Origin of the sequence: Paenibacillus sp. BIC5C1 (assembly GCF_032399705.1) — a bacterium.
Classification (GTDB): Bacteria; Bacillota; Bacilli; order Paenibacillales; family Paenibacillaceae; genus Paenibacillus; species Paenibacillus taichungensis_A.
Genome location: NZ_CP135922.1, coordinates 1,974,222 through 1,988,177 on the forward strand (window position 1 = coordinate 1,974,222; position 13,956 = coordinate 1,988,177).

Consider the following 13,956-nt stretch of genomic DNA (forward strand, 5'->3'; position numbering starts at 1 on the left):
TAAAAGCTTAAAAGCGAACAAGCGTTTAAGTGGAGAAGAGTTTTGAAGGTTAAATAGACGCGCTTAAGGCGCTCTCATACAAGGAAGGATGGGAAATATAATGATCGTTATCGCAGGTAAAGCTACTCCAGAGGAACATATTCAGGATATCGTCGCTACAATTGAAAAGGAAGGGCTTCAGGTTCACATCTCGCGTGGAGAAGACCGCACCATTATTGGTTTGATTGGTAAAGTGGAACCGAAAATGGCTGAACATCTCCGTCAAATGAAAGGTGTAGAGAATGTCGTCAAGATTTCGAAGTCCTACAAATTGGCAAGCCGTGACTTCCATCCTCAAGATACCGTGATCTCCATCAAAGGTGTAGATATTGGCGGGAAAGAACTCGTCGTTATGGGTGGACCGTGTGCGGTTGAATCAGCTGCACAGATTGATGAGATTGCCGGACTGGTTAAGGCTGCCGGTGGACAGGTGCTTCGCGGTGGTGCATTTAAGCCACGTACAGGTCCGTACAGCTTCCAGGGAACGGGTGTTGAAGGTCTGATCATGATGGCTGAAGCAGGCAAGAAACATGACCTGTTGACCATTACAGAAGTTATGACGCCTGAATATGTGGACATCTGTGCCGAGTACGCTGACATTCTGCAAGTAGGTACACGGAACATGCAGAACTTCGATTTGCTGCGCAAATTGGGTGAGTGTGGCAAACCGGTATTGCTGAAACGCGGCTTCAGTGCAACTTATGATGAACTGTTGAATGCGGCTGAATACATTCTTGCGGGTGGAAACCCGAATGTAATGCTGTGTGAACGTGGTATTCGTACATTCGAATCCTACACACGTAATACGCTCGACCTCTCGGCCATCCCTGTTCTACAGTCTCTCAGTCATCTGCCAGTCATTTCGGACCCAAGCCATGGTACGGGTCGCCGTGAACTGGTTGAACCAATGACAAAGGCTTCTGTTGCTGCTGGTGCTAACGGCCTAATTATCGAAATGCATACAGACCCTGATAACTCCATGACGGGTGACGGCGTGCAATCTCTGTTCCCTGACCAATTTGCCAACCTGCTTCAGGATCTGGAGAAATTGGCACCAATCGTCGGTAAAACATTCAATACAGCCAAACAACCGGCGGAGTTCTTTCCGGCACGAGTTGGCGTATAACTGATCTTCATAGTATAGGTAATATATATCATCCGGGCATCTGCCCTGGCTCCGTTCAATGAGAATGGGGCTAGGACAAAATGTCCGGTTTTTGTGTTATTTGGAGCTTTGAACGCATTTATTAATCATAGGTGATAAGAAACATTTATGATGTAATGTTTTTTCCATAATTTAGGCTAAATATAGCCCTGCTTTACCGCATTAAACTGGTTAAATGTAGTGTATATTCGTTGTTAAATGAAATTGGTAGGTTTATAAAATGTGAGCATAGCTTACATAGTCGCAAAAAATACCTTACATAAGTATTGACGATGTCACATTTGAGATTTTATAATGACGACAGAAAAAAATTCGAATATGGACATTTTCTTAGCGGGGTTGTTTAATGTTCGGAATATTTGGGAGGACGAATACATGTCGGTTGAAAACGTATTGAAATCAATTCAAGAGAACAACATCGAGTGGGTAGATTTTCGTTTTGTAGATTTATCCGGTCGTGCGCACCACATCTCGTTACCAGCTTCGGCAGTTGACGCAGACACTTTTGTAAATGGAGTAGCCTTTGATGGTTCTTCTATTCAAGGTTTCCGCGGAATTGAAGAGTCCGATATGGTTATGATTCCAGATCCTGAAGCGACTTTTGTCGATCCGTTCACAGCACACCCTACATTGAATGTTATGTGTGACATCTTCACTCCAGATGGCGAGCGTTATGAGCGTGACCCACGCGGTATTGCAGTCAAAGCGGAAGAATTCCTGAAAGAAAGCGGAGTAGGTACAGCAGCATTTTTTGCACCTGAATCCGAATTTTTTATCTTCGACGATGTACGTTATGAGAGCGGCACAAACAGCTCTTCCTATTTCGTAGATTCCGAAGAAGCTTCTTGGAACACTAACCGTAAGGAAGATGGCGGTAACCTGGGCTTCAAAGTTCGCACTAAAGGCGGATATGTTCCTGTAGCTCCAGTGGATACGCAACAAGACATTCGTAGTGAAATGTGTCGCATTTTGGAAGAAGCGGGCCTGTCGATCGAACGTCACCACCACGAAGTGGCGACAGCTGGGCAAGCCGAAATCAACTTCCGTTTTGATACGTTGAAGAAAACAGCAGATAACCTGCTTGTATACAAATACATCGTGCATAACACTGCACGTCAATATGGTAAAGTAGCAACATTCATGCCAAAACCACTGTTTGGTGATAATGGTAGCGGAATGCACGTTCACCAATCCATCTTCGATGGTGATTCCCCTTTGTTCTATGACAAGGCGGGATATGCTAACCTGAGCGAAATGGCTCTGCACTACATCGGAGGAATTTTGTACCACGCTCCAGCCTTGATTGCTTTGACTAACCCGAGTACGAACTCATTCAAACGTCTCGTGCCTGGTTATGAAGCACCGGTTAACCTGGTTTACTCCAAAGGTAACCGTTCGGCAGCAGTACGTATTCCGGTTGCAGCTGTGACACCAAAAGGTTGTCGTATTGAGTTCCGTACACCGGACTCCACAGCTAACCCTTACCTGGCATTCGCTGCAATGCTGATGGCGGGTCTGGATGGTATCAAACGCAAAATCAACCCAACTGAGCTTGGATATGGTCCACTCGACAAAAACATCTATGATTTGTCTGATGCAGACAAAGAAAATATCCGCAGTGTGCCAGCTTCTTTGGAAGAAGCGCTTGACGCTCTGGCAGCGGACAACGAATTCTTGACTGAAGGCGGCGTATTCACAAAAGAATTCATCGAAAACTATATCAACCTCAAACGTGACGAAGCGAAAGCAGTAGCCATTCGCATTCATCCGCATGAGTACAGCCTCTACTTCGACTGCTAATTCAGTCGGAACAGAAACTGTTCCCAATGTAAAGCCTCCGGGACTCGCTCTCGGAGGCTTTTCCTTGAATTGAACGATGTAGTGCATTAACTTTGCAGGGTGATAAAGGAATTTGATAACCCTGATTCGCAGCTTCGGTGCTTATTGCCCTTGAAGCAGATAGGGAATACTGATATCATAGCGATAATATTCACTTCATATGTCAGCTACGGATGGAAAGGGCGGGGGATTTTGTGACAAAGAGAGCGTATAATTTTAATGCAGGACCTGCGGCGTTGCCACTTGAGGTTCTGGAGCGTGCTCAGGCAGAATTTGTTGATTTTCGGAATACAGGAATGTCGATTATGGAGATGTCTCACCGTGGAGCGGTGTACGAATCTGTACATAATGAGGCTCAGGAGCGTTTGTTGTCTCTGCTAGGCAATCCCAAGGGGTACAAGGTCCTCTTCCTGCAGGGAGGAGCCAGCACTCAGTTCGCCATGCTGCCGATGAACCTGCTCGGGGAAGGGCAGACAGCCAGTTATGTCATGACAGGCAGCTGGGCCAAGAAGGCACTGTCTGAGGCGAAACTGATTGGGGAGACGCAGGTCGCTGCATCTTCCGAAGCGGATAAATATATGAAGTTGCCGGATGTGTCGAATCTTAGCTTCCCGGATCGCACAGCTTATGTTCATTTGACGTCTAATGAAACAATTGAGGGAACTCAATTCAAGTCATTCCTAGATACCGGTTCAGTTCCACTTATTGCCGACATGTCGAGTGACATCTTTTGCAAACCGTTTGATCTTAATCAATTCGGCATGATCTATGCAGGTGCACAGAAGAACCTGGGCCCATCAGGGATTACGGTTGTTATTGCTCGCGAAGAACTGGTTAGTGAATCTCCTAAAACGATTCCGACGATGCTTCGGTATAGTACACATGTAGAGAACAATTCTCTCTATAATACACCACCGTCCTTCTCCGTATACATGGTGAATGAGGTTCTGAAATGGATCGAGGAACAAGGTGGATTGGCTGGAATTGAACAGAAGAACGTGAAGAAAGCAGATTTGCTCTATAATGCGATCGATTCCTCCGGAGACTTCTACCGTGGTTGTGTAGATCCGGCAGATCGTTCCCTGATGAATGTGACCTTCCGCTTGGCTAACGAGGAGTTGGAGAAACAGTTTATCAAGGCTTCAGAGCAAGAAGGTTTTGTTGGTCTGAAGGGGCATCGGAGTGTTGGTGGCCTGCGTGCTTCCATTTACAATGCTGCTCCATATGAAAGTGTTAAAGCACTTACGGACTTCATGAGCCACTTCCAGAAGACAAATGGATAAACAAACTGGCAGCGAGTTGTGAATTCAAGCATTCACACTTGTGCTTTACCAGAGCCTTCCACATTGACGTGTGGAGGGCTTTTCTTTAAGATTAGAGAATTGTCATTTACATGAAATGAAAAGGAGATTGAACACATATGGCTTTACATATCGTTCTGGTTGAACCGGAGATTCCGGCAAATACGGGCAATATTTCTCGTACATGCGCGGCTACCGGCACACATTTGCATCTCGTGCGTCCACTCGGATTCCGTACGGATGATGCCACACTGAAACGTGCGGGTCTGGATTACTGGCATGCCGTTCATATTGAATATCATGATTCTTTTGCCGAGGTTCAGGAACAGTATCCTGAAGGGCGTTTCTTCTACGCAACCACGAAGGCGAAGAACCGTTATAGCGATTTTAATTTTCAGGATGGAGATTTTCTGGTATTCGGTAAGGAGACAAAAGGCCTTCCTCCAGAATTAATTGCTGCTAATCCTGCTACTTGTATGAAGATGCCAATGACAGGTGATGTCAGATCATTGAACTTGTCAAACTCAGCAGCCATCATTGTGTATGAGGCATTGCGTCAACTTAATTTCCCGGGTCTGGATTAATTCAGTTCTCGTATAAGTGACGGTTAGAATTCGCTAAAAAAACATTTTTCAAAAAAAAGGACAAAAAATGTTTATTTCCAGCAGGATTCGACAAAATGTTGGCGAATTAATAAACATAGTACAAATGTACCTAGAAATTTAGAGTAAGATAGGAGAGGTGTGCCGTAGCTATGAAGCCAGCTGGAGTCGTTCGCAAAGTTGACCAATTGGGTAGGATCGTATTGCCTAAATCTTTGCGTAAAAGGTATCAAATGAATGAGGGAGATCCTGTAGAGATCTTAGTACAAGGGGACCATATCATTCTGGAGAGATACCGTCCAAAATGTATTTTTTGTGGATCGATGGAAGAAGTCAATGAGTTCAAAGAGCGTTACATATGCGCACAATGTTTAGATGAAATGACCCAGCTTCCACAGCACGGGTAAAATAAAAAGTATCATGGCCTCTAGAGGTCATGATACTTTTTTTGTGTGGTAAAACATGTCCGTTTCAAATGAATGGAGTCAGTTATTAGTGTCGTACTCCATCACCCAATATTTCTCCCCGGGTGTACCTTCTTCAATAATTTTTTTCCAGCCATGTCGTTCGTAAAAGCCAATTGCTTTATGATTATCAGATACACATTTCAATCGAACAGGCTGCTGCATGAGTGAAATTGACGCATCAAGTAAGCGTGAGCCTGTACCTCCACCGATAAAATCGGGATGCATAAACAGAAGGTGGATAAAGTTCTCGGGAAGGTACAGCGAAGCGAAGCCGAGAAGCTGTCCATCCTCATTTTCAGCCACGATGATATGCTCATCCACAGTATCCGCATCAAAATCTTGCAGGTACAGTTCTTCCGGCTTGGCCCAGTGGAATCGGGCACGTCGCGACTCGAGATAAATGTTTCTCAACTCCGTATAATCTGCTTGGGTGGCTGCTCGTATATTCAAATGTTCCCCTCCAGAATAGGTCGTATATCCGACCATACATGGTCAAGAATGGCTTGCATATTTTGTTCATCGCTATTGATGGCAACGACAGACTCCAGCTCCGGGAGGACAACGCATAGTTGGCCATTGGCGCCATCAGCACGGTAAGCGTTATGGGAACATCTCCAGAATTGATATCCATAACCTTGTCCCCAGTCGCCGTCTCCTGGTGTAGGTATCTGTTGTGTTGTCGCTAACCGGATCCATTCCGCAGGAATGAGCTGTCTGCCGTTCCAGTGGCCCTCCTGAAGCAACAGTTGGCCGAATCTGGCTAATTCCTCGTTGGTGAGCTGCAGGCCCGCACAGCCCAATGTAATGCCCAAGGGAGAAGTTTCCCACTCAACATTCGAAATGCCCAGTGGCTCGAATAGCCGCGGAATCAAGTAGTCCTTCACGGTCTGCCCAGAAGCAGCCTGGAACATGGCGGAGATCATAAACGTATCTGCACTACTATATGTAAACGTTTCACCAGGAACCCTGTCCAAAGGAAGAGACATGTAATATTTCGCCCAATCTTTCTCAGGCAGGGTGGCTCGCTCTTCTGCCCACAACACAGGTACGTCATGCCCCGAGGACATTCGCAGCAAATCGTACAGGGTGAGGTCCGCAGGAGGGAAAGCTGTTAAATGTGAAGCAGGTGTTGGTGATGTGAAATAATCCCCGAGTTTGGCTTCAAGTGTAAGTGTGCCCTCATCCAAAGCCAATCCAATCGCCATGCAAGTAAACGATTTGCTTACTGAATGTTGCAAGCGGCGTACATCACTGTTGCGATCCCACGCTCCGATTGTAACCCCTTTCTGCAATACCCGAACAGAATGAACGTTTAACTGCTGCTCATCTATATGATGAACAAAAGAATTAATAATACTCGACATCTTAACATCCTTTCTAAAAAAAAGAAGAATTTTAACTTTTGGTGAAACGTTTCCGCAATCTGGATCAAAAATTAGAACTTATGTTATTACAAACGAGGTTCAATGTCAATGAATAGGTGCAAACGGTTACTTAAAGGAAAATTTTTTATATTAAAAGTGCCTTTTGACGCAAATTTTATTACGAAAAATCAGTTTTTTAAGAAAAAAGCGCGAAATTTGTAAAAAGGTTATTGACAGGGTTTGTACTTCGGGATTATGATTTATTCGAAACGATTCGAAGAAATCGCTTCCACGTAAAATGTGTTGTAATCAAGTCCAAGTAAATCAACGTTGGCTATGTTTTGAAACGATTCGAGAAAATCGTTTCGATAACCAAGCGAAATACGGGGGAATCACTGGAAGTTGCAACAAAAGGGCAGAGAAACAGAAGTATACAGACAGCAGCCGACGATGAAAGGGGTTACATATGGCGCATATAACGATCGAAACCGGATCGCCTACATTATGCATGAATACAAGCATACATGTAGTGTCCAGTGACTCCGGAGACACTTCAGGCGGTACGCTATATTTGCTGCATGGGGCAGGCGATAATGCAAGTACATGGCAACGATTGACTACAATTGAAATGTACGCGCAACAATATGGCTGTACCATCATTATGCCGGAAGCGAACCGAAGCTATTACACCGATATGGAATACGGCCTGAATTACTTCCATTACATCACTCAGGAGCTGCCTGAATTCTGCAGGCGTCAGCTCAATCTCAATACAGACCCGGCAAAGACTTTCGTCGCTGGTCTATCCATGGGTGGGTACGGTGCATTGAAATGTGCACTAACATATCCCGACAGGTACCGCAAGGTGGTGTCCTTATCAGGTGTAACTGATATTCAAACCCGGCTTCAAGATCCGGAGATGCCATCAGGCATGATCAAGGAAATGAAAGCGGTTTTTGGAGAACGGTTACAGGTAAAACCTGATCAGGACCTGTACGCACTGTCTGCCAAGCTGTTGAAGCAGGGTGCAGATTTACCCGATATTCTGAGTTGTTGTGGTGATATTGATCCGTTTGTGGATATGAATCGCAAATTCGCGGAATACATGCAGGAAACGGATTTTAAGTTTCAGTATGTGGAAACACCGGGTACCCATGAATGGAGATTCTGGGAGCAACACCTGAGAACAATGTTTGATTTTCTGTATAACGACAAGACCAAAGTAGAGTGAGGAGATGCAATTTGAAACCTGCAGCCGAAGGACCTAGCAAAAAGCTGAAGGGAAACTTGAAAGGCAATTCGCTCTGGAGTGAAATCTGGAAGCACAGAATGACGTACACCCTGCTTATTCCAGGACTCGTCTGGCTGATTCTGTTTGCCTACATGCCAATGGGTGGCCTGTCTCTTGCGTTTAAAGACTACAAGGCAAACCTGGGGATCTGGGGAAGCCCATGGAGCGGATTTGAAAATTTCAAATACGTTTTCCGGGATCCAACCTTTATTGACGCGGTATGGCGGACGCTGTACATCAATATTCTAAAACTGATTATTCAGTTCCCGTTCCCAATCATTCTGGCCCTGTTGCTGAATGAGTTGCGGATGCGCAGAGGGAAAAAGTGGTTCCAGACGGTTCTTACGTTCCCTCACTTCCTTTCATGGATCATCGTATCCGGGGTAGTCATTAACGTTCTGGCTTATGACGGACTGGTAAACAGCGCACTTGGTTTGCTTGGGTTGCCAACCATTAACTTCCTGGGTTCCGAGTCCAACTTTGTACCGATGCTGCTGTTGACGGATATTTGGAAATCAAGCGGATGGGGTGCAATTATCTTCCTGGCTGCCATTTCCGGTATCGATCAGGATCAGTATGAATCAGCACAGATTGACGGAGCATCCCGTATGCAGCAGATGTTCCGCATCACATTGCCAAACATTCTTCCTACAATCACCGTCATGTTCATCCTGTCGGTTGGTGGATTGATGTCTTCCGGTTTCGACCAGATCTTCAACTTGGCAAATGCCGCAACTAAAAATGTATCGGAAGTATTGGATGTATACATCTATCGGATTACGTTCCAGTCCTCAACGGACTTCTCATTCTCGACAGCGGTCAGCTTGTTCCGTTCCCTCGTGAATATGGTCTTGCTGCTTCTCGCAGACAGATTTGCCAAGTGGCTTGGCGGAGACGGTTTGTTCCGATAAGAGAGGAGGAAAAATGAAATGAGTAAGAAAGCTAACAAAAAGCCGAGAATTGGAACAGAAAAAATGACATTTCTCGATTACATTATTTTCGCCATTTTACTTGTGCTTGCTCTGATGATTCTGATTCCGTTCTGGAATGTCATCATGATCTCGTTTGCAACACAAAAAGAATATGCTGACAATCCATTTTTGATGTTCCCTAAAGAATGGACATTGGATTCCTATAAGGCGTTGTTCGCTGACGGAACGATTCTGTCGGGGTACAAAAATACAATTATTTTGCTAGTCATCGGCTTGCCACTCAGCTTGTTCCTGACAACAAGCATGGCATATGGCCTTAGTCGCAACAAATTTCCGTTCAAGAAATTTCTCTTTTTCCTAGTACTGTTCACCATGATCTTTAATGGTGGTATCGTACCGCTGTACCTGATCATGAAATCACTTCACCTTACAGGTACGCTGTGGTCCGTTATCCTGGCGGGAAGCTTCAGTGCGTTCAACATGATTCTGATGATGAACTACTTCTATACCTTGCCTGAATCGCTGATGGAATCGGCGAGATTGGATGGAGCAGGAGAGTGGAGAATTCTGTTCTCGGTAGTTCTGCCATTGGCTACACCAATTATGGCTACAATCACGTTGTTCTACGGTGTGGCGTACTGGAACAGTTGGTATGATGCGATGATATTCCTTCGAAAAGCGGATCAGTTGCCGCTCCAGAATGTACTCAGAAACATTATCGTTACATCCCAGACGAACGCATCCAATGCATCCAGTGTGGATGCTGCCCAAGCAAGCAATTTCTCAATGGGTATGAAGATGGCGGCAGTATTTGTCACCATGGTACCAATTATGTGTTTCTTCCCAATGCTGCAAAAACACTTTGCCAAAGGGGTATTAACAGGGGCTATCAAGACCTGATTATACGTATAGGATTTTGCATTAAAATTCTACTAAAAAACATGGGGGTAAAACATGAAAACGAACAAAAAGTTGTCAGTAAGAGCTCTCTTTGCCATCACGCTTAGTGTAGTTATGCTGATGGTGACCGCTTGTTCCAGCCAAGGAGCTTCAGGTGGTAACGAAAAAGATGCAGAGGGAAATTACAAAGATAACCTGACCATCTCTGTAGCTAACCTGACAGAAATTAAAAACGGGAACTTGGATAATGACTTCCACAAGTTCTGGACAGACAAGTTCAATGTAACATGGGATTACAACTATATCGATTGGGATTCATGGGGCGAGAAGCTTCGTCTGTGGATCAACTCTGGTGATTTGCCGGATGTAGCAGTATGGAACTATGTGCATGGCGATGCCATGAACAGTATTGATCAAGGTCTGTTCTACAAATTCCCGGATGACTGGAAAGAACGCTGGCCTAACGTGGCAGCAGCCTACAAGTTGACCGGTCTTGGGGACAAGCTGGAAGAACTGACGGGTGGAACATACGTCCTGCCAAGACCAATCTATTTTGAGAACAAACCTGCTGACCCATTGACGAACCAAATTGGTGTCATTGCGCTTCGTAAAGACTGGGCTGAAGCGGTTGGTTTCGAACTGAAAGATGCATATACAACAACTGAATTGAATGAATACGCTGAGCTTGTGAAAGAAAAAGATCCAGGCAAAGTGGGCAACAAACTTGTACCTCTGTCCTATAATGCGGCAGATGCTATGACGAATATCATTATGCCGAACAGTGTGCATGCCATGACCGACACGCCGTTCTACAAAGGTGAAGATGGTCAGTTCCACTGGGGACCAGCCGATCCTGAAACTCTGACAGGACTTAAATTGATGCAAAAAGCCTACAAAGATGGTTTGCTCAATCCTGAGTTCTACACATGGAAAAACAATGAAGGTCAAAACAACTTCAAAGTAACAGGTACAGCTGCAGTAACAAGTCTGGGCGGACTGGCTTCGTACAGACAAGGTCTGGATTCCGATATGAGAAAGAATCTGGGTGTAGATAGTGATGAACTGGTACACACAGCAATCGTAGTGGGCGACGACGGAAAATACCGTAACATGGAGCAAGCCAACTTCTGGTCTGCATTGATCTTCAATCCAGACATCAGTGACGAGAAATTCGAACGGATCATGGATCTGATCGACTACTCGACTACCAAAGAAGGACAATTGCTGATCAACATGGGCTTCGAAGGAACAGATTGGAAATATGATGAAAACAAAGAACTGGTTAGCTTGCTGCCAGAAGGAACTGTTCTGGAAGACAAATACCCAGCACGTTTCGAAGGTCTGTATCTTCTGGGTGACGACTTCAGTGTTGTAAACCCTGCAATTAAAAAGGATTATCGTGATAGAGCTGTGAAACTGTTCGAGGAAAAAGCAAAACTCGGTACAGAAGGTCAATCACTCGCAACATACGACTGGGATGTTAACCTGTACGATTCCAAAGCTAAAAGTCAGGCTTCATTCGACTACCAGAATGAATATGCCAACTTGATCCTCAAAAGTGGAGATCTTGAAGCGAACTGGAAAGAATGGGTAAACAGCAAAATGTCCCTGGTTCAACCTTATCTGGATGAACTGAACAAAGAATTCAAGTAATCATTCAGTAATTAGCAAGATGGGATGTGACAGGTGTGTTCTGTCGGTCCCATCCAATCGAACCCGGTGCGCGGTCTCTCCCCGAACGCAGCCGGGTTCTTTATTTCAACAACATGTAGTGGAGGATAACGTCTATGAATAACGAGCAGTTGCTAGACCTTGTAAAACAAATGACCTTGGAAGAAAAAACGGCCCAGCTGCTTCAGCTGACCGCTAACTTTTATGAAGGAACCAGTGTTGAAGGTCAGATCACAGGTCCAATGGAAGAGATGGGAATCACGGAGCAGTCCGTGGATGCCAGTGGCTCCATTCTGGGATTGTCCGGTGCACAGGCCATTATTGATGTACAGCAAGCTTACCTGAAAAAAAGCCGTCTCGGCATTCCGCTCCTGTTCATGGCGGACGTTGTGCATGGTTTTAAAACCATTTTCCCCATCCCGCTTGCCATTGGCTGTTCATGGGACACTGAATTGGCAGAGAAAAGTGCTGAGATTGCAGCACGTGAATCCGCCGTATCTGGCCTCCATGTTACTTTTGCACCGATGGTCGATCTCGTTCGTGATCCGCGCTGGGGTCGTGTAATGGAGACAACAGGAGAAGATCCTTATTTGAACAGTCTGTTCTCTGCGGCGTTTGTACGTGGCTATCAGGGCGACAGTTTGAAGGATGAGCCGGATCGTCTGGCGGCTTGTGTAAAGCACTTTGCAGCATATGGAGCAGCAGAAGGTGGTCGTGATTACAACACGGTCGACATGTCTGAACACAACTTGCGTGAGTACTATTTACCGGCTTACAAGGCAGCACTGGATGCAGGCGTAGAAATGGTTATGGCTTCATTCAATACCGTAGAGGGTATTCCAGCGAGCGGAAATGAGAAGCTCATGCGTGACATTTTGCGTGACGAGTGGGGATTTGATGGTGTTTTGATCTCGGATTGGGCTTCCATTCGCGAGATGATTGCTCATGGCGCAGCTGAAGATGATCGTGAAGCTGCATACCGCGCCATTCGTGCAGGAGTGGACATCGAGATGATGACACCTTGTTATGTCCATCATCTGCCAGAGTTGATCAAGAACGGGGAAGTGGAAGAAACGCTCATTGATGAAGCGGTGCTGCGTATTTTGCAACTGAAAGAAAAGCTGGGATTGTTCGACAATCCTCTGCGTGCAGCTGATCCGGAGCGTGAGCGTGAGATTGTGTTCTCGAAAGAGCATCGTCAGGTATCGTATGAGCTTGCAACCAAATCGGCTGTATTGTTGAAAAACGATAATGACGTTCTTCCGCTGAAGCCAGATGCCAATGTAGCGTTAATTGGACCTTTTGCTCAAAGTGAAGACATTCTCGGATGGTGGTCCTGTGAAGGTGTTAAAGAAGATGCCGTTAAACTCGGAACTGCTTTGCAGGAACGTCTTACTGCCGGGAAAGTTCATGTGGCTCAAGGTAGCAACGTTCACACAATCACCGCTGAACAGATTGCTGAAGCGCTTGAAGTAGCAAGCAAAGCTGATCTGATCGTGCTTGCACTTGGTGAAGATTCCGAAATGAGTGGTGAAGGTGGATCGCGTACAGATATTCGTTTGCCGGCAGCTCAACTGGAATTGGTCAAACAGCTCAAAACAGCGGGTAAACCAATCGCCAGCGTTATTTTCAACGGTCGCCCTCTGGACTTACATGGTGTATTTGAAGAATCCGATGCTGTGCTTGAAGCGTGGTTCCCGGGCAGTGAGGGTGGAGCGGCTATTGCTGATGTATTGACAGGTGTGGTGAATCCATCTGCGCGTCTAACGATGTCCTTCCCTCAATCTGTAGGTCAGATACCGGTATATTACAATCATTTTAATACAGGACGTCCACTCAATCCGCAAAAGACGGAAGAGCGTTATGTTTCCAAATATATTGATAGTCCGAATGATCCGCTGCTTCCGTTTGGCTACGGCTTGTCATACACTTCGTTTGAGTATGGTGACCTGGAAGTATCAAGCAATGAAATGACAGCTGATCAACCTCTGACGGTCCAAGTGCGTGTAACCAATGATGGCGAGCGTGCTGGCGTGGAGACGGTTCAGTTGTATGTACGTGATGTCACTGGTGAAGTTGTGCGTCCAATGCGTGAGCTGAAAGGTTATGTTAAGCTGTCACTCGCACCGGGTGAAAGTGGTACGGCTACATTTACATTAAGCGAAGAACAGCTTCGTTATCATCATTCCGATTTGAGTCATCGCAGTGATAAAGGAACGTTCCACATCTTCGTAGGGCCGAATAGCCGCGATACATTGGAAAGCACGTTCAAGCTGGTGTAAAGGGATACACCTCATATCGATGAATGGATTGAACTCATCATATAAAAGCAGCAAATCTGCACTGCCTTGTTCTCTTCTGTTCAGCAGCGGGGAACAAGGCAGG

At 45.6% G+C, this 13,956-nt stretch carries 12 protein-coding genes; 10 read left to right on the plus strand and 2 right to left on the minus strand.

The genetic code is table 11. The features are described 5' to 3' along the window. Positions 1-100 precede the first annotated feature (100 nt). The 5 genes from aroF (at position 101) to RS891_RS09115 (ending at position 5,353) form a co-directional block, all read left to right on the plus strand. Entirely contained in the window at positions 101-1,165 is a 1,065-nt protein-coding gene (aroF, locus tag RS891_RS09095; RefSeq protein WP_063564242.1) for a 3-deoxy-7-phosphoheptulonate synthase, read from the plus strand. A 414-nt stretch (positions 1,166-1,579) separates the two neighbouring features. Further along, a complete protein-coding gene (gene glnA / locus RS891_RS09100; RefSeq protein WP_063564243.1) occupies positions 1,580-3,004 on the plus strand; it encodes a type I glutamate--ammonia ligase in 1,425 nt (474 codons plus the stop codon). Positions 3,005-3,237: 233 nt separating this feature from the next. Continuing rightward, positions 3,238-4,326 (plus strand): 3-phosphoserine/phosphohydroxythreonine transaminase, encoded by a 1,089-nt coding sequence (serC, locus tag RS891_RS09105; protein ID WP_315795125.1) that lies wholly within the window; start codon positions 3,238-3,240, stop codon positions 4,324-4,326. A gap of 137 nt (positions 4,327-4,463) precedes the next feature. Continuing rightward, complete coding sequence (gene trmL, locus RS891_RS09110) at positions 4,464-4,928, plus strand: tRNA (uridine(34)/cytosine(34)/5-carboxymethylaminomethyluridine(34)-2'-O)-methyltransferase TrmL (RefSeq protein WP_113051649.1); 465 nt, start codon at positions 4,464-4,466, stop codon at positions 4,926-4,928. Positions 4,929-5,098: 170 nt separating this feature from the next. After that, positions 5,099-5,353, plus strand: coding sequence for an AbrB/MazE/SpoVT family DNA-binding domain-containing protein (locus tag RS891_RS09115; protein WP_024629045.1), 255 nt, complete (start codon positions 5,099-5,101; stop codon positions 5,351-5,353). 78 nt (positions 5,354-5,431) lie between these two features. Here RS891_RS09115 and RS891_RS09120 read toward each other — a convergent pair whose 3' ends face one another. Both RS891_RS09120 and RS891_RS09125 read right to left on the minus strand, forming a co-directional pair. After that, positions 5,432-5,863, minus strand: coding sequence for a GNAT family N-acetyltransferase (locus tag RS891_RS09120; RefSeq protein ID WP_315795126.1), 432 nt, complete (start codon positions 5,861-5,863; stop codon positions 5,432-5,434). After that, positions 5,860-6,777 carry a serine hydrolase domain-containing protein gene (locus RS891_RS09125; RefSeq protein ID WP_315795127.1) on the minus strand — a complete coding sequence of 306 codons (918 nt, stop codon included), beginning with the start codon at positions 6,775-6,777 and terminating at the stop codon, positions 5,860-5,862. The genes RS891_RS09120 and RS891_RS09125 overlap by 4 nt, the downstream gene beginning before the upstream one ends. A gap of 466 nt (positions 6,778-7,243) precedes the next feature. On the opposite strand from RS891_RS09125, the gene RS891_RS09130 reads away from it, so the two are divergent. From RS891_RS09130 to RS891_RS09150, 5 genes are all read left to right on the plus strand, one after another. After that, complete coding sequence (locus RS891_RS09130; RefSeq protein ID WP_113051652.1) at positions 7,244-8,008, plus strand: alpha/beta hydrolase; 765 nt, start codon at positions 7,244-7,246, stop codon at positions 8,006-8,008. An 11-nt stretch (positions 8,009-8,019) separates the two neighbouring features. Beyond that, positions 8,020-8,979, plus strand: coding sequence for an ABC transporter permease (locus RS891_RS09135; protein ID WP_062320079.1), 960 nt, complete (start codon positions 8,020-8,022; stop codon positions 8,977-8,979). 18 nt (positions 8,980-8,997) lie between these two features. Next, positions 8,998-9,900 carry a carbohydrate ABC transporter permease gene (locus RS891_RS09140; protein ID WP_076289886.1) on the plus strand — a complete coding sequence of 301 codons (903 nt, stop codon included), beginning with the start codon at positions 8,998-9,000 and terminating at the stop codon, positions 9,898-9,900. 54 nt (positions 9,901-9,954) lie between these two features. Then, complete coding sequence (locus RS891_RS09145) at positions 9,955-11,553, plus strand: type 2 periplasmic-binding domain-containing protein (protein ID WP_315795128.1); 1,599 nt, start codon at positions 9,955-9,957, stop codon at positions 11,551-11,553. Positions 11,554-11,687: 134 nt separating this feature from the next. Then, complete coding sequence (locus RS891_RS09150; RefSeq protein ID WP_315795129.1) at positions 11,688-13,853, plus strand: glycoside hydrolase family 3 N-terminal domain-containing protein; 2,166 nt, start codon at positions 11,688-11,690, stop codon at positions 13,851-13,853. The last annotated feature ends 103 nt before the right edge of the window (positions 13,854-13,956 follow it).

What these genes read in the sequence shown, in the direction of transcription:
- RS891_RS09115 (WP_024629045.1), top strand. Translation starts at nt 5,099, where the DNA reads ATGAAGCCAGCTGGAGTCGTTCGCAAAGTTGACCAATTGGGTAGGATC.
- trmL (WP_113051649.1), top strand. Translation starts at nt 4,464, where the DNA reads ATGGCTTTACATATCGTTCTGGTTGAACCGGAGATTCCGGCAAATACG.
- RS891_RS09125 (WP_315795127.1), bottom strand. Translation starts at nt 6,777, where the DNA reads ATGTCGAGTATTATTAATTCTTTTGTTCATCATATAGATGAGCAGCAG.
- RS891_RS09130 (WP_113051652.1), top strand. Translation starts at nt 7,244, where the DNA reads ATGGCGCATATAACGATCGAAACCGGATCGCCTACATTATGCATGAAT.
- glnA (WP_063564243.1), top strand. Translation starts at nt 1,580, where the DNA reads ATGTCGGTTGAAAACGTATTGAAATCAATTCAAGAGAACAACATCGAG.
- aroF (WP_063564242.1), top strand. Translation starts at nt 101, where the DNA reads ATGATCGTTATCGCAGGTAAAGCTACTCCAGAGGAACATATTCAGGAT.
- RS891_RS09140 (WP_076289886.1), top strand. Translation starts at nt 8,998, where the DNA reads ATGAGTAAGAAAGCTAACAAAAAGCCGAGAATTGGAACAGAAAAAATG.
- RS891_RS09150 (WP_315795129.1), top strand. Translation starts at nt 11,688, where the DNA reads ATGAATAACGAGCAGTTGCTAGACCTTGTAAAACAAATGACCTTGGAA.
- RS891_RS09145 (WP_315795128.1), top strand. Translation starts at nt 9,955, where the DNA reads ATGAAAACGAACAAAAAGTTGTCAGTAAGAGCTCTCTTTGCCATCACG.